17 protein-coding genes and 1 tRNA gene are annotated in these 20,752 nt (G+C 64.8%); 8 read left to right on the forward strand and 10 right to left on the reverse strand.

What is annotated here, in order from left to right:
• The first annotated feature begins 137 nt into the window (after positions 1 to 137).
• On the forward strand, positions 138 to 767 hold the full coding sequence (locus tag LQR33_RS07645) for a 2OG-Fe(II) oxygenase (protein ID WP_231468223.1): 630 nt from the start codon (positions 138 to 140) through the stop codon (positions 765 to 767).
• Between the two features lie 445 nt (positions 768 to 1,212).
• Here LQR33_RS07645 and eutC read toward each other — a convergent pair whose 3' ends face one another.
• Genes eutC through eat form a run of 3 tightly spaced genes read right to left on the reverse strand, consistent with a single transcriptional unit; the run spans position 1,213 to position 4,810 of the window.
• Positions 1,213 to 2,013, reverse strand: a complete 801-nt coding sequence (gene eutC, locus LQR33_RS07650) for an ethanolamine ammonia-lyase subunit EutC (RefSeq protein WP_166438988.1) — start codon at positions 2,011 to 2,013, stop codon at positions 1,213 to 1,215.
• Positions 2,010 to 3,392, reverse strand: a complete 1,383-nt coding sequence (locus LQR33_RS07655; RefSeq protein WP_231178754.1) for an ethanolamine ammonia-lyase subunit EutB — start codon at positions 3,390 to 3,392, stop codon at positions 2,010 to 2,012. Before LQR33_RS07655 ends, eutC begins: the two co-directional genes overlap by 4 nt.
• Positions 3,389 to 4,810, reverse strand: coding sequence for an ethanolamine permease (gene eat / locus LQR33_RS07660; RefSeq protein WP_231468225.1), 1,422 nt, complete (start codon positions 4,808 to 4,810; stop codon positions 3,389 to 3,391). The genes LQR33_RS07655 and eat overlap by 4 nt, the downstream gene beginning before the upstream one ends.
• A 185-nt stretch (positions 4,811 to 4,995) precedes the next feature.
• Between eat and aroC the strand changes: the two genes are divergently transcribed.
• Entirely contained in the window at positions 4,996 to 6,096 is a 1,101-nt protein-coding gene (gene aroC, locus LQR33_RS07665) for a chorismate synthase (RefSeq protein ID WP_021476937.1), read from the forward strand.
• Positions 6,097 to 6,151: 55 nt separating this feature from the next.
• A complete protein-coding gene (locus tag LQR33_RS07670; protein WP_166438985.1) occupies positions 6,152 to 7,579 on the forward strand; it encodes an EAL and HDOD domain-containing protein in 1,428 nt (475 codons plus the stop codon).
• 50 nt (positions 7,580 to 7,629) lie between these two features.
• On the opposite strand, the gene LQR33_RS07675 is transcribed toward LQR33_RS07670, so the two are convergent.
• Together LQR33_RS07675 and LQR33_RS07680 are read right to left on the reverse strand one after the other, a co-directional pair.
• Positions 7,630 to 8,649, reverse strand: coding sequence for an HD domain-containing phosphohydrolase (locus LQR33_RS07675; RefSeq protein WP_221665136.1), 1,020 nt, complete (start codon positions 8,647 to 8,649; stop codon positions 7,630 to 7,632).
• Positions 8,650 to 8,652: 3 nt separating this feature from the next.
• On the reverse strand, positions 8,653 to 12,813 hold the full coding sequence (locus LQR33_RS07680; protein WP_231468227.1) for a response regulator: 4,161 nt from the start codon (positions 12,811 to 12,813) through the stop codon (positions 8,653 to 8,655).
• Between the two features lie 348 nt (positions 12,814 to 13,161).
• Between LQR33_RS07680 and LQR33_RS07685 the strand changes: the two genes are divergently transcribed.
• The 5 genes from LQR33_RS07685 to LQR33_RS07705 all read left to right on the forward strand — a co-directional run bounded on the left by LQR33_RS07685 (position 13,162) and on the right by LQR33_RS07705 (position 17,152).
• The gene (locus LQR33_RS07685; protein WP_231468229.1) at positions 13,162 to 13,398 is read left to right on the forward strand and encodes a hypothetical protein; all 237 of its coding nucleotides are present in this window, start codon (positions 13,162 to 13,164) and stop codon (positions 13,396 to 13,398) included.
• Positions 13,399 to 13,680: 282 nt separating this feature from the next.
• The gene (locus LQR33_RS07690; RefSeq protein ID WP_269326225.1) at positions 13,681 to 14,397 is read left to right on the forward strand and encodes an ABC transporter permease; all 717 of its coding nucleotides are present in this window, start codon (positions 13,681 to 13,683) and stop codon (positions 14,395 to 14,397) included.
• 24 nt (positions 14,398 to 14,421) lie between these two features.
• Complete coding sequence (locus LQR33_RS07695) at positions 14,422 to 15,351, forward strand: glycine betaine ABC transporter substrate-binding protein (protein WP_221668197.1); 930 nt, start codon at positions 14,422 to 14,424, stop codon at positions 15,349 to 15,351.
• Positions 15,351 to 16,010, forward strand: a complete 660-nt coding sequence (locus tag LQR33_RS07700; protein ID WP_269212254.1) for an ABC transporter permease — start codon at positions 15,351 to 15,353, stop codon at positions 16,008 to 16,010. Before LQR33_RS07695 ends, LQR33_RS07700 begins: the two co-directional genes overlap by 1 nt.
• A complete protein-coding gene (locus LQR33_RS07705) occupies positions 16,010 to 17,152 on the forward strand; it encodes an osmoprotectant ABC transporter ATP-binding protein OsmV (protein WP_166438980.1) in 1,143 nt (380 codons plus the stop codon). Before LQR33_RS07700 ends, LQR33_RS07705 begins: the two co-directional genes overlap by 1 nt.
• A gap of 195 nt (positions 17,153 to 17,347) precedes the next feature.
• Here the strand turns inward: LQR33_RS07705 and LQR33_RS07710 are convergent.
• From LQR33_RS07710 to murI, 5 genes are all read right to left on the reverse strand, one after another.
• Positions 17,348 to 17,437: transfer RNA gene (locus LQR33_RS07710), tRNA-Ser, on the reverse strand.
• Between the two features lie 120 nt (positions 17,438 to 17,557).
• Positions 17,558 to 18,793, reverse strand: a complete 1,236-nt coding sequence (locus LQR33_RS07715) for a dicarboxylate/amino acid:cation symporter (protein WP_166438979.1) — start codon at positions 18,791 to 18,793, stop codon at positions 17,558 to 17,560.
• 395 nt (positions 18,794 to 19,188) lie between these two features.
• On the reverse strand, positions 19,189 to 19,467 hold the full coding sequence (locus LQR33_RS07720) for a barstar family protein (RefSeq protein ID WP_166438978.1): 279 nt from the start codon (positions 19,465 to 19,467) through the stop codon (positions 19,189 to 19,191).
• A complete protein-coding gene (locus tag LQR33_RS07725) occupies positions 19,458 to 19,901 on the reverse strand; it encodes a ribonuclease domain-containing protein (protein ID WP_166438977.1) in 444 nt (147 codons plus the stop codon). The genes LQR33_RS07720 and LQR33_RS07725 overlap by 10 nt, the downstream gene beginning before the upstream one ends.
• Before the next feature lie 64 nt (positions 19,902 to 19,965).
• Positions 19,966 to 20,745, reverse strand: coding sequence for a glutamate racemase (murI, locus tag LQR33_RS07730; RefSeq protein WP_166438976.1), 780 nt, complete (start codon positions 20,743 to 20,745; stop codon positions 19,966 to 19,968).
• Positions 20,746 to 20,752 lie beyond the last annotated feature (7 nt).

A 20,752-nucleotide genomic window follows, 5' to 3' on the forward strand; every position in this document is an offset into this window, starting at 1 on the left:
GGAGCCCGCTTGAGGGTTGCGGAGACGCCGTCGCTCGCGGCTCGGCCGGATAAGCGTGCAAGGATTGATATTCGACATTCGCCAGCGGGTGCGGCATGTGGTAGAAAGCGTCAGCCCGTTTTCTGGACAACTTCGACATGACCGCGCTGCAATTCGAACTCGACGCCGTACTCGACACCCTGGCCGACCAGGGCTGGATCGTCATCCCCCGCGCCTTGCCGGCGGAATTGGTCGCCAATCTGCGCGAGGCCTGCCTGCAAGTGTGGGACGATGGCCGCTTCCACGAGGCCGCCACTGGCCGCGCCGATGGCCAGGCGCGCCGGGCAGAGATCCGCTCCGACTCGGTGCTGTGGCTGGATCAGGTGGATGGATTGCCGGCGGTGCGCGCCTACAACGCCGCGATGGACGAAATCATGCAGGCGGTGAATCGCGGCCTGTACCTGGGCCTGACCGAGCTGGAGTCGCATTTCGCCGTCTACCCGGAAGGGGCGTTCTACAAAAAACACCTGGACCGCTTCCGCGACGACGACGCTCGCGTGTTGACCACGGTGTTCTACCTAAACGAGAACTGGCCGGCCGACGGCGGCGGCCAGATCCGCCTGTACCTGGACAATGCCTGCCAGGAATTCATCGACGTGGAGCCGGAAGCCGGCACCTTGGTGTTGTTCCTGGCCGACCGTTTCTGGCATGAGGTATTGCCGGCCAAACAGCAGCGCTTGTCGGTCACGGGCTGGTATCGCCGCCAGGGCGGCAGCTTGCCGTGGTGAACATAGAGCGAAAAAGATCTGATTTTACGTTGTGTCTTGTCGCGGCATTGTCTGTGACGGCATGCTTTATCTCAGAGTTTTTGTCTTCGGTGCATGATGTTTGAGGTCTATTTGTGACCTCTTGCATGATTTTGAAGGCTGAGCGCGAGAAACCACGTTTTCAATGTGACCCGATCCCTTTAAGCCTGCCGCCGGGTGGCAGGCCTGAGGTTTTAAGCGGCTGCCTGTTTGAGCCCCGCGACGCTAGCGCGGGGCGAGTTCAGCCGCGCCTCGGGCCTGACGGGTCCCGGCGGGGAGCCGAAGGCCAGGCTTGCAGGGTGGCCTTTAGGGGTGGAGGGGATATTTGGCCACCCAAATATCCCCTCCCTGCCTGCCGGGCAGCCCCGGCAATGAAAATTTATTATCCGCGCAGCGGATTCAAAAGCAGGGTGATTGGAGCAAGTCCTTAGCTCTTGGCTAAGCAGGCCTGCCTCGCCAACAGCGCCGCCCAGCGCGGATCGGCGGCGCTGCCGTCTTTCAGCCCCACCCCGGTAGCCTGGCGCAGCGCGGCGTCTATCAGCCAGGCGAGCTTGAAGGCCGCCAGCGGATAGGGCAGGCCGTCCGGCCGCACATTGGAAATGCAGTTGCGTTCGGCGTCGCTGCGGCCGGCGCGCGGCGCGGCGGTCAGGTACAGGCCCAGGCTGTCCGGCGAGCTCAAGCCCGGCCGCTCGCCTATCAGCATCGCTGTCATTCTTGCGCCCATGATTTCCCCGGCCTCGTCGCCCAGCGCCACCCGTGCTTCGCGCGCGATCAGCAGCGGGCCGACGCTCAAACCCATCTCCCGCACCCGCGGCAGCAGCTCGCGCAGCAGCGGCGCCGCGTGCAGGGAGGGCGCGCGCGAGGACAGGCCGTCGGCGATGAGGATCAGCAGGTCGCAGCCCTTGTCGGCTTCCGCCAGCAGTAGTTCGCGGCTGGCTTCGTCCAGCTTGCGGCCCAGGTCCGGCCGCTGCAGGTATTCGGCGCGGCTGCCGGCGGCGCTGCGGATGTCTATGACGCGATGGCCGTCGGCCGCGAGTTCGCCGGCCAGCGCGGCGGCATCCAGCGGCGTGTGCACCGCGTCGCGCGCCTGGGCGTGGGCCAAGGCGAAGCGCAGCGTTTCCCTGCAGGGCAGGCTGCTGCCGGCTCGGCCCAGCGCGATGCGGGCGGCGGTGAGGCGGGACAGCTCGCTCCAGCCGTCCTCGGTGATTGGATTTTGCTTTTCTTTCACGCCACGCCCTCCATCAGCGCCAGCAGCCGCTGGCGCTTGTCCTGCGGCAGCAGCCTGCCGCCGCGGGTGATCTCCATTGTCTCCAGCCAGTCCTCGAACTCCGGCGCGCGCTTCAGCCCCAGCGTATTGCGCAGGTAGAGCGCATCGTGGAAGGAGGTGCTCTGGTAGCCCAGCATGATGTCGTCGGCGCCGGGCACGCCGATGATGAAGTGCACGCCGGCCGCGCCCAGCAGCGTCAACAGCGCATCCATGTCGTCCTGGTCGGCCTCGGCGTGGTTGGTGTAGCAGATGTCGCAACCCATCGGCAGGCCCAGCAGCTTGCCGCAGAAATGGTCCTCCAGCCCGGCGCGGATGATTTGCTTGCCGTTGTACAGATACTCCGGGCCGATGAAGCCGACCACGGTGTTGACCAGCAGCGGCGAGTAGCGGCGCGCCACCGCGTAGGCGCGCGCCTCGCAGGTCTGCTGGTCCACGCCCCAGTGGGCGTTGGCCGACAGCGCGCTGCCCTGGCCGGTCTCGAAATACATCACGTTGCCGCCCACCGTGCCGCGCTTCAGCTCCCGCGCCGCCTGATGGGCTTCGTCCAGCACGGCGAGGCTGACGCCGAAGCCGGCGTTAGCTTTTTCGGTGCCGGCGATGGACTGGAACACCAGGTCCACCGGCGCGCCCTGGCGGATCAGGTCCAGCGTGCTGGTGACGTGGGTGAGCACGCAGCTTTGCGTCGGGATCGCGTAACGTTGACGGACCTCGTCCAGCAGGGTCAGCAGGTTGCGGATGTCGTCTGGGCTGTCGCCGGCCGGGTTGATGCCGATCACCGCGTCGCCGGCGCCGTAGAGCAGGCCGTCCAGCGTGGCGGCGGCGATGGCGCGCGGATCGTCTGCCGGATGGTTGGGCTGCAGCCGCACCCCCATCCGTCCCGGCAGGCCCTGGGTGTTGCGAAAGGCGGTGACAACGCGGCACTTCTTCGCCGCCTGCACCAGGTCCTGGTTGCGCATCAGCTTGGACACGGCCGCCGCCATTTCCGGGGTAAGGCCGGGCGCCAGCGCGGCCAGCGTTTCCGCGGCGGCCGCGTCGGACAGCAGCCAATCGCGCAGGCCGCCCACGGTCAGGTGGGAGACGGCGGCGAAGGCGGCGGCGTCGTGGCTGTCCAGGATCAGCCGCGTGACTTCGTCCTCCTCGTACGGGATTAGCGCCTGGTTGAGGAAGACGGTCAGCGGCAGATCGGCCAGGCACATTTGCGCCGCCACCCGCTCCTCGGCGCAGGCGGCGGCGACGCCGGCCAACTGGTCGCCGGAGCGCAAGGGGCTGGCGCGCGCCATCAGCGTTTTCAGGTCGGCGAAACGGTAGGTCCGCGGTCCTATGGCGATGGCGTGGCTCATGTTTGGCTCCGGATGGTGGGAGAGGACTCGGCGGCAATCTCGGCCGAACCTTGCAGTTGAGCGTCGATGCCGGCTTCGGCGCGCTGGCGGGCGGTGGCGAGGAAGTACAGGTAGCCGGCGGCCAGCATCGCGGCGAAGATGCCGGCCAGCAGCCGGTTGTAATAGACCATGGCGACCAAGCAGATCAGCGAACAGCCCAGCGCCAGCGCCGGCAGCCACGGATAACAGGGCGCGGAGAACGGCCGGGGCAGCGCCGGCTCGCGGCCGCGCAGCCGAAACAGCGCCAGCATCGACACGATGTACATGACGATGGCGCCGAACACCGACAGCGTGACGATGTTGGCGGTCAGCGGCTGGCCGGCGATCTGCACCAGATCGTCGCTGAAAATGGCGGCGATGCCGACCGCGCCGCCGGCCAGAATCGCCCGGTGCGGCGTCTTGAAGCGCGGATGGACGGCTGCCAGCGCGCGCGGCAGGTAGCCGGCCCGCGCAAGAGCGAAGATCTGCCGCGAATAGCCCATGATGATGCCGTGGAACGACGCCACTAGGCCGAATAGGCCCAGCCATACCAGCATGTGCAGCCAGCCGCTGTGCTCGCCGACGATCAGCTTCATCGCCTGAGGCAGCGGGTCGTTGATATTGGCCAGCCGGCTCCAGTCGCCGGCGCCGCCGGCCATCACCATCACGCCGAAGGCCAGCACCACCAGGGTGAGGATGCCGGCGATGTAGGCGCGCGGGATCGTCCGCGCCGGGTCCTTGGCCTCTTCGGCGGCCATCGCCGCGCCCTCTATCGCCAGGAAGAACCAGATCGCGAACGGCAGGGCGGCGAACATGCCGCCGACGGCGCCCCAATGGAAGGCGTCCTGTCCGGCCCAGCCGTGGCGCATGAAGTTGTCCCAGCTGAAGCCGGGCGCCACCACGCCCATGAATACCAGCAGTTCGAAGATGGCCAGCAGCGTGACCGCCAGTTCGAACATCGCGGCGATGCCGACCCCGGCGATGTTCAGCGCCATGAACGCCAGATAGGCGCCGCAAGCGGTCCATTTGGGCGCCAGCGACGGAAATTGCACATTGAGGTAGGCGCCGATGGCCAGCGCGATGGCCGGCGGCGCGAACACGAATTCGCACAGCGTGGCGAAACCGGCGATGAAGCCGCCCAGCGGGCCGAAGGCGCGGCGGGCGTAGGCGAAGGGCCCGCCTGCGTGCGGAATGGCGGTGGTCAGCTCGGTGAAGCTGAAGATGAAGGCGGCGTACATCAGCGCGACGAACAGCGTGGCGCACAGAAAGCCCAGCGTGCCGGCCTGCGCCCAGCCGTAGCTCCAGCCGAAGTATTCGCCGGAAATCACCAGCCCCACGGCGATGCCCCATAGTTGCCAGCCGCCGAGCTTGCGCGCGAGGCCGGGTGTCGATGCGTTCATGGCAGACTCCTGTCCGATTGGATGGCCTTCCCGTCGGGAAGGGCGGGCATTCCCGCATCGCCCATTTATGCAAAAAGAATGCCAGCGTCCGCTGCCGATTTCAATGCGCGCCGCAGCATGGCTGCTTGCTGCGCGCGCCATGCTAGAATCGATGACGATACGCAATCAGCGGCAGGGGAAAGCAGATGTCAGGCAGCAGCATGGGACGATTGTTTACGGTGACTTCCTTCGGCGAGAGCCACGGGCCGGGCATAGGCTGCGTGGTGGACGGTTGTCCGCCGGGACTGGCCTTGACCGAGGCGGACATCCAGGCGGAGCTGGACCGCCGCAAGCCCGGCACCAGCCGCCACGTCACCCAGCGCCGCGAGCCGGACACCGTGGAAATCCTGTCCGGCGTCTACGAGGGCAAGACTACCGGCACGCCCATCGCGCTGCTGATCCGCAACACCGACCAGCGCAGCAAGGACTACGGAAATATCGCCGAGACTTTCCGTCCCGGCCACGCCGATTACTGCTATTGGCATAAATACGGCACCCGCGATCCGCGCGGCGGCGGCCGCTCCTCGGCGCGCGAGACGGCGGTGCGCGTCGCGGCCGGCGCCATCGCCAAGAAGTGGCTGAGCGAAAAATACGGCATCGTCATTCGCGGCCACATGACCCAGATCGGCGAAGTGCAGATGCCGTTCAAGGGCTGGGAGCATGTGGGCGGCAATCCCTTCTTCAGCGCCGACCCGGACATCGTGCCGCGGCTGGAGGAATATATGGATTCCATCCGCAAGAGCCTGGATTCCATCGGCGCGCGGCTGCGCGTGGTGGCGGACAATGTGCCGGTGGGCTGGGGCGAGCCGGTGTTCGACCGCCTGGACGCCGACATCGCCTACGCGATGATGAGCATCAACGCGGTCAAGGGCGTAGAGATCGGCGCCGGCTTCGGCTGCGTGGCCCAGCGCGGCAGCGAGCATGGCGACGAACTGACGCCGCAAGGCTTCGCCAGCAACCACGCCGGCGGCGTGCTGGGCGGCATCTCCACCGGCCAGCAGATCGACGTATCGATCGCGATCAAACCGACGTCGTCCATCGCCCAGCCGCGCCGCTCGATCAACAAGCAAGGCGAGGCGATAACGATGGAAACCCACGGCCGCCACGATCCCTGCGTCGGCATCCGCGCCACGCCGATCGCCGAGGCGATGCTGGCCTTGGTGCTGATCGACCATGCCTTGCGCCACCGCGCGCAATGCGGCGACGTGCGGGTGGAAACGCCGAGAATTGCAGGTCATATCGGCTAGAATGCACATATACCGGCCGGGCAGCTCGAGGCCAGTTCAACTCTGGGATGACACCATGCTGAAAAATCTGATAGATGGATTGGCCGGACGTCTGAAGAAGAACGCGCATGAGGAAGAGGCCCCGCATCATGAAGCGGGGCCAGAGCCGCTCGACACCATCATCCTGCCGCCGCCGGAGGAGGAGGAGCCGGTCGATCTGCCCGCCACGTTGGGCTTCGTGTCCCACCAGCCGGTGATGGACCGTCAGCAGCGCGTCGTCGCCTACGATTTTTTCGTCCGCCAGGGAAAGCGCAATATCGAGGCCGGCAAGCAGCAGGAATTCGACCGTCTGCTGCTGGCCACGCTGCACAATATGGACATCTTCCGGCTGCTGGCTTACCGCCGCGCCTTCGTCCACATCGCGATGACCTCGCTCGACGATCCTCAGCTGCGCGGCATGCCGGCGGGCAGCGTGATCTTCGTGCTGGAGCCGCTGCCGGGCATGGAGGTGGCGGAGCACATGCTGCGCCAGCTGGACGAGCTGCAGAAGCTCGGCCTGCGCTTCGCGCTGGAGCCCGCGGCCTACGATCAGAACATGCTGAGCCCGGGTTTGCAGGCCGATCTGTTCAGCCGGGTCGACTTCATGGTGCTGGATTTCGCCGGTCCGTCCACCCGGGTGCTGGCGCCCATCCTGGACCAGTTGCCCAAGCGCTATCCCGGCGCCCGGTGGCTGGCGCGCAATGTCGGCACCGCCGAGGATCTGGACGTTTGCCTGCGCGGACCGGGCAATAATCGGTTCGCGCTGTTCCACGGCCCCTTCGTCACCACCGCCCATGCGTTGGAGGGCGGCAAGGTGGACACCAACCAGACCCGCGTGCTGCAGATCATGCGCCTGTTGCGCACCAGCGCCGATCCCAAGGAAGTGGAAGCCCAGTTCAAGCTGGACTCGGTGCTGTTGTTCAAGCTGCTGCGCTTCATCAATTCGCCGATACACGGCTTGTCGCGCAAGGTGCAGACGATAGAGGAGACCCTGTTGTTGCTGGGGCGGGAGACCTTGTTCAAATGGCTGTCCATGCTGCTGTTCACTTCGCGCAAAGAGGACGGCACCGCTGTCGCGCTGCTGGAAAAGTCCTTGATCCGCGCCCGCTTCATGGAGAAACTGGGCGGATACCGCGGCAACAAGCTGGAGGCTGAGCATCTATTCCTGACCGGGATGTTCTCGTTGCTGGACGTGTTGCTCAACCAGCCCTTTCCCGATGTGCTGGACCCGCTGGAGCTGCCGCTGACGGTGAGGGAGGCGGTGGTGGAGGGCAAGGGCATCTTCTCGCCGCATCTGTCGCTGGCGATGGCCTGCGAGCAGGGCGACAACCCGCAGATCGAAGCGCTGGCTAGGGTGTTGGACTTCGACCTGGACCTGGCCAACCAGTATTACCTGGATGCGGTGGTGTGGGCGCAGGTGGTGCTGCGCGACAGCGAAGTGCACAACAACGTCGAGGCGGTCTAGCGCCGCAGGCCGAAGGGCCAGGCGGCTTGGGCGCCCGGCTCCTCGCGTAATCAGAACAGCATCAGCACGTCGTGCTCCGCCTGCTGGGACAGGTCTCCCCATATTTCCTTGATTTCCAATAGCTTGGGCAGCGCCGCGTCGAACACTTCGACCAGCCTGGGCTCGAAATGGATGCCGCTGCCCTGGCGCAGCGTGGCCAGCGCCTTTTCCATCGGCCAGGCATCCTTGTAGGGACGGCGCATCGTCAGCGCGTCGAACACGTCGGCCAGGGAAATGATGCGCGCCGATTCGGGAATGGCCTCTCCGGCCAGTCCGTCCGGATAGCCGCTGCCGTCCCATTTCTCATGATGATACAGTGCGATTTCCGCCGCCAGTCTGAAGACCGGCGCTTCGCTGCGGATCAGGATGTCGTAGCCGATGCGGGTATGGGTTTTCATGATTTCCCATTCTTCCGGCGTCAGCGGGCCGGGCTTGCGCAGGATGGCGTCCGGTATGCCCAGCTTGCCGGTGTCGTGCATGGGCGCGGCCAGCTCCAGCAGATGGCAGGACGGCGCGTCCCAGCCGCTGGTCGAGGCCAGCATCGCCGAATAGCCCGCCATCCGCCAGATGTGGACGCCGGTGTCGGTATCGTTGAAGTGGCCGGCCTGGCCCAGCATGTAGATCGCGTCACGGTGGCTTTTCTCCAGCTGTGTGGCCTGAACCAGCGATAGATGGGTGCGTACCCGCGCCTGCACGATGGATGGCGAAACCGGCTTGACCAGATAGTCCACCGCGCCGGCGTCGAAACCGGCTGCTTCGTTGCCGATTTCCGCCAACGAGGTGACGAAGATCACCGGGGTGGCGGAGGATTGCGGATCTTTCTTGAGGCGGCGGCAAACCTCATAGCCGTCCATGTCCGGCATCTGGATGTCTAGCAGCACCAGCGAGGGCCGGTGCTTGGCGGCCGCCGCCAGCGCTTCGGCGCCGTTGCGGGCGAAGACCAGCGGGTATTGCGGCGCCAGCACCTGGCGCATCGCGGCCAGGTTTTGCGGTTCGTCGTCGACAACGAGCAAGGGAGGGGAGGGCTGCATGTTTCACTGTTCCTGGGAAAGGCCCAGCGTTTTGGCCAGGGCATGGGTGGCGGCTTCTCCGCCGCGGAAATCGAAGTTCTCCGCCGCGTCGCGCAGCGGCGCGACCTGCTGATCTGACAGCAGGGCGGCCAATTGGGCGAGAACGGGCTCCACCGCGGCGGGATCGTCCCGGTTGAAGGCCTGCAGCGCTTGCAGAAGCAATGGCTTCAACTGTTCGGCGTCGACGGCGGTGGCGCTTGCGCTTGCGGTTTCGCCGGCCTGCGTCGCCGGCGCGTAGCGCGAAATGGAGTCCAGCGCCCGTACCAGCGCGGTGCGTAAAGCGTCCAACGCCGGGCCGGGGTCGCTGCCGGCCAGCAGCCGATTCTCCACGTCGGCGGCGCGCGCCGACACCTCGTCCAGCGCCAGATTGCCTGCGGCGCCTTTCAGCTTGTGGGCCAGCGCCTGCGCGACAACCTTGCCGGCCAGGCGCATGGTGGACGCGCTGTCGCCGTAGTCGCGAGCGAACTTGCGCAGGTATTGCCGGTATACGTCGGCGTCGCGCCAGATCTGCAACCCGCGCGAAATCGCCAGTCCGGGCAGGTCCGATTGCAGCGTCGCCTGGCTGGCAGAGGGCTCGCCCGTCGGCGCGGTGGTTCGGCGCCCAACCAGCCGGCGCAGCTGACCGATGGCGATTTCGACATCGAACGGTTTGGCGATGTAGTCGCTCATGCCCGCTTCGCGCGCGGCGTCCTGCTGCGCCTGGAAGGCGCCGGCGGTCAGCGCCACCACCGGCAGGTGGGCTAGCGCCGGGGTGGCGCGGATTTGCCGCGTCGCTTCGTAGCCGTCCATCACCGGCATTTGCACATCCATCAACACGATGTCCACCTCGCCGCCGTGCAGCAGCAGCCAGTCGAGCGCTTCGCGTCCGTCATTGGCCAAAGACACCACGGCGCCTTCGTCCTCGAAAATACGCTGCGCCACTTCGCGGTTGATGTCGCTGTCGTCCACCACCAGCAGCTTCAACCCATGCAGCCGGCCGGCATGCTGCGCCGGCGGCGGGATCTGCGGCGCGGCCTGCTGCGGCCGCAGCGCGCGGGCGACGGCGTTGTACAACCCTGACGGCGTTACCGGCTTGTTCAGCACCTCGGTCACCGTGTCGGCGGCGGGTTCGGCCAGCAGGATCTCGCGAGAGTAGGCGGTGGCCATCAGGATGATGGGCATGCGTTTGCCGCGGCAGGCCAGGCGGATGCCCTGCGCCGCCTCCAGGCCGTCCATGCCCGGCATTTTCCAGTCCAGGATCACCACGTCGACCGCCTGGTTCCCGCCCAGCGAGGCGATCACCTGGTCCACCGCCTGCTGGCCGGAGTCGACGGCGAGCGTTTTCCAGCCGAGTTCGTTGGCGGTGACGCCCAGCGTCTCGCGCGCGATGGGGTTGTCGTCGGCGATCAACACATTGAGATTGGCCATTTCCGGCGAGGACAGCCTGACGCCCTGCTCGCGGGGAAGGCGCAGCGTGAACCAGAAAGTGCTGCCGCGGCCAGGCTCGCTGTCCAGGCCGATCTCGCCGCCCATCAGCGCCACCAGCCGCTGGCTGATGGCCAATCCCAGGCCGGTGCCGCCGAAGCGGCGGGTGGTGGAGGCGTCGGCCTGGGTGAAGGGCCGGAACAGTTCGCGCTGCTTGGATTGGGCGATGCCGATGCCGGTATCTTCCACCGCGAAACGCAGCCGCACTTGCTTCGGTCGGACCTCCAGCGGCTGGATGGTGACTTTGACGTGGCCCTGCTCGGTGAATTTGATCGCGTTGCTGGTCAGGTTGATCAGCACTTGCTCCAGCCTGAGCGCGTCGCCGCGCAGATAGTCGATGTCAGACGGCGGCGGCGCGATAATCAGTTCGACATCGCGGTTGCCGACATTGGTGCTCATGATGGTGGAAAGGTTGTCCAGCACATCGGCGAGACGGAACGGCGCCCGTTCGATTTCCAGATTGCCGGCCTCGATCTTGGAGAAGTCGAGAATGTCGTTGATGATGGCCTGCAGCGAGCGGCCGGCAACGCGGATCTTGTGCACCAGATCCAGCGCCTCGGCCGGCAGGCCGTGTTTCTCCAGCAGATAAGCGAGGCCGAGCACGGCATTCATCGGCGTGCGGATTTCGTGGCTCATATTGGACAGGAAGTTGGCTTTGGCCCGGCTGCCGGCTTCGGCGGTTTCCTTGGCCTCGCGCAGCGTGGTTTCGACATTGTGCTGGATGGTGATGTCGCGATTGATGCCGGTGACGCGATACGGCCGATTGTCGTCGTCGAACTCGACCAACGCGCCGGCCTGGATGTGGCGGATTTTCCCGTCCGGCAGCACGATGCGGAATATCGGCGCATAAGTGCCGCGGCCGGCCACCGCGTCCATCAGCTCGCGTTCCACGGCATCCACGTCATCGGGGTGGAGGCGGTCGCGCCAGTGCCTGTAGGTCAGGCCTTCCTGATGCAATTCCGGCGGGAATTGGTACATGTCGAACATCCGCGTGTTCAGCGCCAGCGCATTGTCGGCCAGCCACCAGGTCCAGATGCCGAGTTCGGCGACTTCCGCCGCTTTGGCCAGTTGATCGCGGGCGCTCAGCAAGTCGCGCTGATATTGCAACTGGGCGGATATGTCGGCCGCCATGCCGAGAAAGCCCTGCAGGGCGCCGTCGTCGTCGCGCAGCTCGGTTATCGCGATCGATGTCGGGATGCGGCGGCCGTCGCTGGCGGTGACTGTCCACTCCTGTTGACTGGACTTGCCGCCGCGGGAGCGCGAGACCAGCGTTTCAAAGGCGTCTGTCTGCGGGGGCTGGTTTTCTTCGGCCTGTTGCCGCGCATGCCGCTCCAGCTCCGATGCGTCCAGCCAGTCGGTGATGCGGTGGCGGCCGACGACCTCGACGGCATTTTCGCCCAGCAGCGCTTCCGCCGCCGGATTGAACAAGGTGATCAGGCCGTATTGGTCGGTGGCGATGATGGCGTAGCTGGAGTCGTTGAGAATGGCGCGTTGCCGCGCCGCATATTGCTGGACCTCCTGCGTGCGCTGCAGGACCTCGCTTTCCAGCGAGGCATTCATGTCGCGGATCTGCTTGTGCAAGAGGTTGCGTTGGCGCTGGTACACCCAGGCAAGGGCCGCGACCAGCAGGCCGCCCAGGCACATCGCCAGCAGCGTGTCGCGGCGGGCGATGGCCACGGCGCCGTCGATGATGGACTCGGGGAGGGCTTCGGTGATGACCAGATGGCGTCCATCGTGTTTCTGCGGTGCCAGCGCCAGCTGGCGGGTCACCGCAAAGACGGCTCCTCCGGCCGATTGCAGATGCTGCAGGCCGGCATGGCCGTCCAGAGGAGAAAGCGGCTGGAACTCGTCCTGCCAGCGCCAGCGTTTGCCGCGCTCTTTGCTGAAAGTTTTATTCGGGTCGGGATGGTCGAGGAAGTCGCCATCCTGATTGGAGATGTAGACGCGCACGTTTCGTTCGCCGCTGCCCACCCGCAAATAGGACATCAGATGGCGGGCATCAAGATTTATGGACAGCACGGCGAATAGTTTTCCGTTGGCGGCATAGATAGGCGTAGCCAGTCTCAGCACTGGTAGCGGCGATTCTTTTTCCGCTTGACTGCGGTCCCGGCTGAGCCGGATGTCGGACAGGTGAACCTCTCCTTGAGATAAGAGGATGGCCTGCTTGTAGTAATCGGAACCGGTTTTATGCTCTAGTGCTGATGGCGGCAGCGCTACCGGGCCGCCGCGGCCATTGATCACATGCACCAGTTCCAGGCCGTTATTGGCGGTGCCGATCAGCCGCAGTTGCAGCGTTTCCGGAGCGGTGGCGGCATAGGCCCGGAAAATCGCCGCCAACCGCCGCCTCCATAACTCGCCGGAGCTTTGCTCCTTGGCGTCGAAGTCGTTGTTCAGGCTGGCGCGGGCCAGGCCCGCTACCGGCGGCGTGTCGGCTAGAAAACGTACGCTTTGGCTGTAGCGCTCCAGACTCTGGCTCAGTATTTCCAGCCGTAGTTGAACCAGCGAGGCCAAACGGTTGTGCATCGAGGTCAGCGCGCGCTCGCGCTCGTGCTCGCCGGCGATCCAGGTGACGGCCGCGGCCAGCAAGCCCCACAACAGCAGACCAAGCAATGCGATCCGCCTGTCGAAACCAAACAGTCTTTTTGACTGTGATTCTGTCATCACGGACTCCATTTCGGCCCCCTCTCTCGATGCGGGGGGGCGTCTCATCCATTCAAGTTAGTTCATCGCATTGCCTTTTGGCATGAGCGTAGGCTCGAATTGGATGGCGTTTGGCCTTTAATCAAGACAAGTGGATGATTTCTAGTAGAAATACGGATGCGGTTTCAGTCCGCCGGTCAAGGCTTCAGGACGAAAGGTTTGTCTTTGGGTTGCATATTCCTTCTGTCATTTCCTCATGGTTTGCGGGCCGGAAGGCGCTGGCCGCGTCCTTCGTCGAGGCGTACCGGGCTAGGGGCGGGCCGCGTCTGGGCCAGGCCTGGGAGCGTCTGGTCCATTCTGGGAAATAAAATGGAAAACGGAAACTCTGAAATTTTATTTTTAATGACAATGGATATTCTGCGCGGCTTGAGCGGAAGGCTGGGGAGGGCGGATGGGATTTGCCGCTCAGCCTTTGATGGCGAAGGCGGATTTCTTTTGTATTTCAAGGGATCTGACGGATTTCCATCAGCTTGGGTGGCCAGTTCTGCTGAGAAGAAACGGCTCTTTATGGCGGGATATTTTTCAGCACGTTTGGATCAAATGTAATGTTTATCATGCTGTTTTTTCTGCAATATCAAGATTATTATGGTGTTTTTGAATATTAGATTGTTTGCATGTTGTTTTGCGCGATGTTATAGTGCTTGTGAAGTTCATCGGCGCGCAACGCGCCACTCAATTCTTCGGGCTCGTCCCGTTCCCGCGTTTCACGCACCTCGTATCCGGCTTGGCCGGATGTCTTGAAAATCTACTGGCAGCTCTCTGGTTGTCGCGATCATTACAGCGGATCGCCGGCGGTTTTGTCGTCGCTATCCGCCAAGGAGGACGCAGATGCACAAAAGAGCGTTTGGCAAGCGCAGCATGATCTGGCTGATCCTGGCCGCCTTGGCGGCGGCGGGACTGTATTACGGCCTTGGCCCGGCCGTGTGGGCTGAATACCGCGAAGACCTGCTCTATCTGGGCGGGCGGCATCTGTATCTGGTCGGCGCGTCGATGGCGCTGGCGCTGGCTGTGGGCTTGCCCAGCGGCATCCTGCTGAGCCGGCCGCGGCTGCGGGGCAGCGCCGAATCTTGGATGCAAATCTTCAATATCGGCAACACCCTGCCGCCGATGGCGGTGCTGGCGCTGGCCATGGTGGTGGTGGGCATCGGCGACGCGCCGGCCATCGCCGCCTTGTTCCTGGCATCCCTGCTGCCCATCGTGCGCAATGTCTATGCCGGTCTGGCCGGCCTGCCGCCGGCCTTGCTGGAGGCGGCCGACGCGCTGGGGATGACGCCGCGGCAGCGGCTGTTGCGCGTGGAACTGCCCAATGCCTTGCCGGTGATTCTCTCCGGCGTGCGGATCGCGCTGGCGCTGAACGTCGGCACCGCGCCGCTGGCCTTCCTGATCGGCGCCAGCAGCTACGGCGAGCTGATCTTCCCCGGCATCTATCTCAACAACCACACGGCTTTGCTGCTGGGCGCCGGCGGCACCGCGCTGATGGCGTTGGCGCTGGACCAGTCAGTGGCGCTGATCGGCCGCCTGGCCGCCGCGCGCGGCGTCGCCTGAGCGGGCCCGCAGGAAGGATTACCTATGAAAATGATTGCGTGTTTTCGACGCTGGCTGGCCTCTGCCTGTCTGGCGGGAGCGGCGATGGCGCTGTTGCCCGCGGCGGCCGCGGCCGCCGGCCTGACCCTGGGCAGCAAGAATTTCACCGAACAGCACCTGCTGTCCGAGTTGACCGCGCAGTATCTGAGCGGCAAGGGCTATGAGGTGGCGCAGAAGCCGGACCTCGCCACCGTGATCCTGCGCAATGCGATGGAGCATGGACAGATCGATCTGGCCTGGGATTACACCGGCACCGGGCTGATCATCCACCATGGCATCCAGCAGAAATTGAGCAATGAGGAGGCCTACGCCATGGTCAAGCGCCTGGACGAGCCCAAGGGCCTGATCTGGCTGAATCCTTCAGCGCTCAACAACACCTACGCGCTGGCGATGAGGCGCGATCGGGCCGAGGCGGAGGGCGTGCGCACGCTGTCGGAGCTGGCGCGGGCCGTGAACCGGAGCAATGGCGGCGACAAGCGCGGGCAGCTGGGTTTCGACATGGAATTCGCTGGACGCCCGGACGGCCTCAAGCCGCTGCAGCAGCTGTATGGCATGGAGTTGAGCCGGCCGCAGATCCGGCAGATGGATTCCGGCTTGGTGTACAACGCCATTCGCGACGGCTTTGTCGATGCCGGCCTGGTCTACACCACCGATGGCCGGATCAAGGGTTTCGAATTGCTGGTGTTGCAGGATGACCTGAATTTCTTCCCGGCCTATGCGGCGACGCCGGTCGTGCGCAAGGAGGTTCTGGACCGCAATCCCGGCCTCGCCGACGAGCTGAACCGTCTGTCCGCCTTGCTGGACAACGATGCGATGTCGACGATGAACGCGGAGGTGGATATCCGGCATCGCCCGGTCCGAGAGGTGGCGGCCGAGTTTCTGCGCAGCCGCGGGCTGGCGAAGGAGGGCGCGTGATGGAAACCCTGCTGGAAACCGGCCGCTACATGCTGGCCAATCTGTCTTATATCGGCGTTTTGGCCGGGCAGCATCTGACGCTGGTCGGCATCGCCGTCAGTCTCGCCGTGCTGTTGGGCGTGCCGCTGGGCGTGCTGATCGTGCGCTTTCCCGCCATCGCCGACGTGGTGCTGAGCCTGGCCACCGTGTTGTTGACCATTCCGGCGATCGCGCTGTTCGGCCTGATGATCCCGCTGTTTTCGCTGATCGGCCACGGCATCGGCGCGGTGCCGGCCATCTCCGCCGCTTTTCTTTACTCGCTGCTGCCCATCGTGCGCAACGCCCATGCGGCGCTGACGCAGCTGGAGCCGGGCGTGCGCGAGGCCGGCCGCGGCATCGGCCTCACCTTCTGGCAGCGTCTGCGCTGGGTGGAGCTGCCGCTGGCGGTGCCGGTGATCTTCGGCGGCATCCGCACTGCGGTGGTGCTGAACATCGGCGTGATGGCGATCGCCGCCATCGTCGGGGCCGGCGGCCTGGGCACGCTGATCCTGCACGGCATCAGCCAGAGCGACATCCGCAAGCTGATCGCCGGCGCCCTCGCCGTAAGCCTGCTCGCCGTGGCCATGGACTGGCTGCTGCTGCGCGCCCAGCGCGCGTTGACACCGAAAGGAATCCGCTGATGATAGAACTGCAAAATCTCTGCAAGCAATTCACTCAAAAGAACGGCCAGGCATTCAAGGCCGTGGACAACGTCAGCCTGAAGGTGGCCGAGGGCGAGATCTGCGTGCTGTTAGGCCCGTCCGGCTGCGGCAAGACCACCACCATGAAAATGATCAACCGCCTGATCGAACCCACCTCCGGCAAGGTGCTGATAGGCGGCGAGGACACCGCGGGCATCGATACCGTGACGCTGCGCCGGCACATCGGTTACGTGATCCAGCAGATCGGCCTGTTCCCCAATATGACCATCGAGGAAAACATCACGGTGGTGCCTCGCATGCTGGGCTGGGACAAGAAGCGCTGCCGCGAGCGCGCCCGCGAGCTGATGCATATGGTGGCGCTGGATCCGGACCGTTTCCTGCAGCGTTACCCGAGAGAGATGTCCGGCGGCCAGCAGCAGCGCATCGGCGTGATCCGCGCGCTGGCGGCCGACGCGCCGGTATTGCTGATGGACGAGCCGTTCGGCGCGGTGGACCCGATCAACCGCGAGCAGATCCAGAACGAGTTCCTGCAGATGCAGCGCCAGCTCGGCAAGACGGTGATGCTGGTCAGCCACGATATCGACGAGGCGATCAAGCTGGGCGACCGCATCGCGGTGTTCCGCCAGGGGCGGATGGTGCAGTGCGCCGGATCGGACGAGGTGCTGGCGCATCCGGCCGACGACTTCGTCGCCAGCTTCGTCGGGCACGACCGCACGCTGAAGCGGCTGCTGCTGGTGAAGGCAGGCGAGGTGGCCGAACAGCGGGAGACGCTGACCGCCCGGCTGGACACGCCGCTGTCCGCCGCCTACGGCATGATGGACGACGCCGATCTGCTGCACCTGACCGTGGTGGGCGAGGCCGGCGAGCCGCTGGGCTTCGTCAAGCGCCGCGACGCCAAATCCGGCGACGGCCGCTGCCGCGACAAGCTCAATCGGATCGAAGTCACGGCCGGCGTCGGCGAGAACCTGCGCATCGTGCTGTCCCGGTTGTACGAGCACAACCTCACCTGGATGCCGGTGGTGGACGAGTCCGAACGTTACTGCGGGGAGGTGTCGCAAGACTATATCGCCGATTACCTGCATTCGGGCCGCACCCGAAGAAAGGGCGTCGCGCTGGCGTGATGTTGTCGTAGATTGGCCAAAAGGCGCGTATTCGCGCCTTTTTTGTTGCGCTGAGTTTGGGGGGGGGGGCGTGCGGGCGGCGATTTGGGGCGGGATGCGAGCATTCGGACGGCTGCAATCCGGAGCGGGTGGCCATGTATTTGTCGAAGGCAACAAAAAAGCCCTTGATTGCTCAAGGGCTTGATTGCGTTCTACTGGCGGAGAGGGAGGGATTCGAACCCTCGGTACGCTCGCACGTACGCCTGATTTCGAGTCAGGTACATTCGACCACTCTGCCACCTCTCCGGTGTCAGTCGAGGAACGCATTATGTCCGTGCGGGCCCGTACTGTCAATAGTTTCTTGCAGTTCTCCGCCCATGAAAAACGCCACCGCGAGGGTGGCGTTGGCGTGGGGGAGGAAGCTGCTCAGTGGCGCTTCAGTTCGCCTTCCCACTTGGCGACCACGGCGGTGGCGACGGAATTGCCCACCACGTTGGTGGCGGAGCGTCCCATGTCCAGGAAGTGGTCGATGCCGAGTAGCAGCAGCAGGCCGGCTTCCGGGATGTTGAACTGCGCCAGGGTGGCGGCGATCACCACCAGCGATGCGCGCGGCACGCCGGCCATGCCCTTGGAAGTCAGCATCAGGATCAGCAGCATGGAGATTTCCTGGGCCAGCGTCAGGTCGATGCCGTAAGCCTGGGCGATGAAGATCACCGCGAAGGTGCAGTACATCATCGAGCCGTCCAGGTTGAACGAATAGCCCATCGGCAGCACGAAGCTGGCGATCTTGTTGGACACGCCGAAGCGTTCCAGTTGTTCCAAGGTTTTCGGATAGGCGGCTTCCGAGCTGGCGGTGGTGAACGACAGCAGCAGCGGCTCCTTGATCATGCCCATCAGGTGCAACAGGCGCGGGCCGACGATCAGCACGCCGACGGCGATCAGCAACAGCCACAGGATGCCGATGGACAGATAGAACTGGGCCATGAACTTGCCGTAGGTGCCGAGAATGGACAGGCCTTCCTTGGCCACGGTGGCGGCGATGGCGCCGAACACCGCCAGCGGGGCGAAGTTCATCACGTAGCTGGTGACCTTCAGCATCACGTGGGCGATGACATCGATCACGTCGATCAGCGCCTTGGAGCGCTCGCCCAGAGCCGCCATCGCACTGCCGAAGAACACCGAGAAGATCACGATCTGCAGAATTTCGTTGTTGGCCATCGCTTCGAACACGCTCTTGGGAATGGCGTGGGTGACGAAGTCCTTCAGCGAAATGGCGCCGGCCTTGATGCCGGAGTCGGCGTGCATGTCGGGCAGCGGCAGGTTCAGCGCCACGCCCGGCTTCAGGATGTTGACCATGATCAGGCCAAGGGTCAGCGACGCCAGCGAGGCGCAGATGAACCAGCCCATGGTCTTGCCGCCGATGCGGCCCACCGATTTGGCGTCGCCCATCTTGGCGATGCCTACCACCAGCGTGGAGATCACCAGCGGGGCGATGATCATCTTGATCAGCCGCAGGAAGATGTCGGTGAGGATGGACATGCCGTCGACGAAGGATTTGATCGCGGCGGCATCATCGCCGGCGTGTTGGCGGAAGAGGTAGCCTACGAGGATGCCCAGCAGCATCCCGACCAGAATCAAGGCCGTGAGTTTTTTAGACTTCATTCAGTTGTTCCTGCCTGTTCTTGAGACGTTTTCAAACGAGCGTCGCATTTTCATGACATGACATGCGGCTTAATGGAGGGAGTCATGTGTGCGTGCCGTGTGTCCGGCATGTTTCGCCATGTAGCGGCCGGGCTACTTTGTTGTTTTTAGCCCGTTTTCAGGGACTTGTACCTGTTGTTGTCCGACAGGAGCAGCCGGCTGAAGGTTAGCGATTATAGAGTGTTAGTACGAGGTTGTCTTGACGGGATTTCGACAATTGCTGTTCGAATTCGAATATTTCGCAATGATCTTAAAGACTTAAGAATTCCATGATGCGCTAAAGAAGCGCATCGCATGGAAAGGGCTGCCGCGTTGATGCCGTTCGTGTAGCGCGACGACAACGCGGCGGGCGGGGATCAGTGGTGGATGTCGAGGGTGACGTCGCCGCGCTCTTCGGCGACGGTTTGCAGAATTTCCAGCACGGTGGCGTAAACGTCGGCGCCCATCCCGCGGCGCGCTTCCTCGGTGTCGCGCCAAAGCAACTCGAACGGACCGGCCACGTCGTTGGCCAGGCTGTCGTACAGCGCGTCCAGGTTGCGGCCGAAATGGGCGGGCAGCGACAGCTGGCGCTCCAGCTCGTCGTAGAACTGCTCCAGGCTGCGGATGTGGCGCAGCTCGCATACTTTTACTTGCATGGCGCGACCTCGATGAAGCTGTTGTAGTGATCCACGGTGACGAAGCGCTGGCCCTGGCGGCTGAACAGCAGGCGCTTGGCTCCGCGCTTGCCGCCGGTGTAGCCCAGGTCGGCTTCTTGCCACTGGCCGGCGGGCAGACGTTTTTCGTAATTGCCGAAGCGGTCGCCGCCCATGGACTTGCCCTGCAGGCCGGGCGCGCTCCACAGGCTGCGGCCCGGCTTCCAGCCGGCGGCCTGGGCCTGGCGCTTGGTGACGAACTTGTCCGGCAGCCGGCCATCGCGGTTGAGGCTTTGCAGCATGTCGCCCAGCTCGGCCACGTCCAGCTGGCGGGAGGCCTGCAGATTGACCTTGGCGGCGACGTCGCGACAGGAGGGCGCGGCCAGCGCCGGGAGGCTCAGCGCCGACAGCAGCAGTAACAGCAATCTTGTTTTCATGATGAAACCTGAGGCAAAGGGTTGCCGCGCCATTCTAGCGTCGGGGCGGCGGGGGGAGAAGCGCTCAATCCAGCGGCTGCGACTCCACCGGGTAAGGGCGGCCGATCAGCTGCGGCAGCCGCAGCGCCATCTCGCCGGAGTCGGCCGAGGTGGTGATGAAGCGGTAGTAGCGGTCGCCCTGGCTGTCGCAGCCGTGCTGGCGCAGCAGGTCGCCGACGCGGCGGGCGATGGCCTCGGCCGGGTCGTACAGCTGGATGCGGTCGCCGGTGACTTCGCGGATCAGCGGCTCGAGAAACGGGTAGTGGGTGCAGCCCAGCGCGATGTGGTCGATGTTTTCGCCCATCAGCGGCTCCACCACGCTGCGCACCAGCGCGCGAGTGCGTTCGCTGGACAGTTCTCCGGCCTCCACCTGCTCCACCCAGCCGTGGCCGGCGCGTCGCAGCACGTCCACGCCGTCGGCGTGGTCGTCGAGCAGCGTTTTCACGCGCGCGCTGGCCAGCGTGTACTCGGTGGCCAGCACCGCGATGCGGCCGGTGCGGCTCATCGCGGCGGCGGGCTTGATCGCCGGCTCGATGCCGACGATGGGCAGCGACAGCTCGGCGCGCAAAGCGGCGATGGCGGCGGTGGTGGCGGTGTTGCAGGCCACCACCAGGATGGTCGCTCCCTGGCTGACCAGGTAATGCCCCACCTTCAGCGCCCGGGCGATGATTTCGTCGCGGCTGCGCGGGCCATACGGGCAATAGGCCTGGTCAGCCAGATAAGTGATCGGCCAGTCGGGCAGGGCGGCGCGCACCGCGCGCCACACCGACAGCCCGCCCAGGCCGGAATCGTACATTGCGATCATGCTGAGG

Source organism: Chromobacterium piscinae (assembly GCF_021129175.1).
Taxonomy (GTDB): Bacteria; Pseudomonadota; Gammaproteobacteria; order Burkholderiales; family Chromobacteriaceae; genus Chromobacterium; species Chromobacterium piscinae.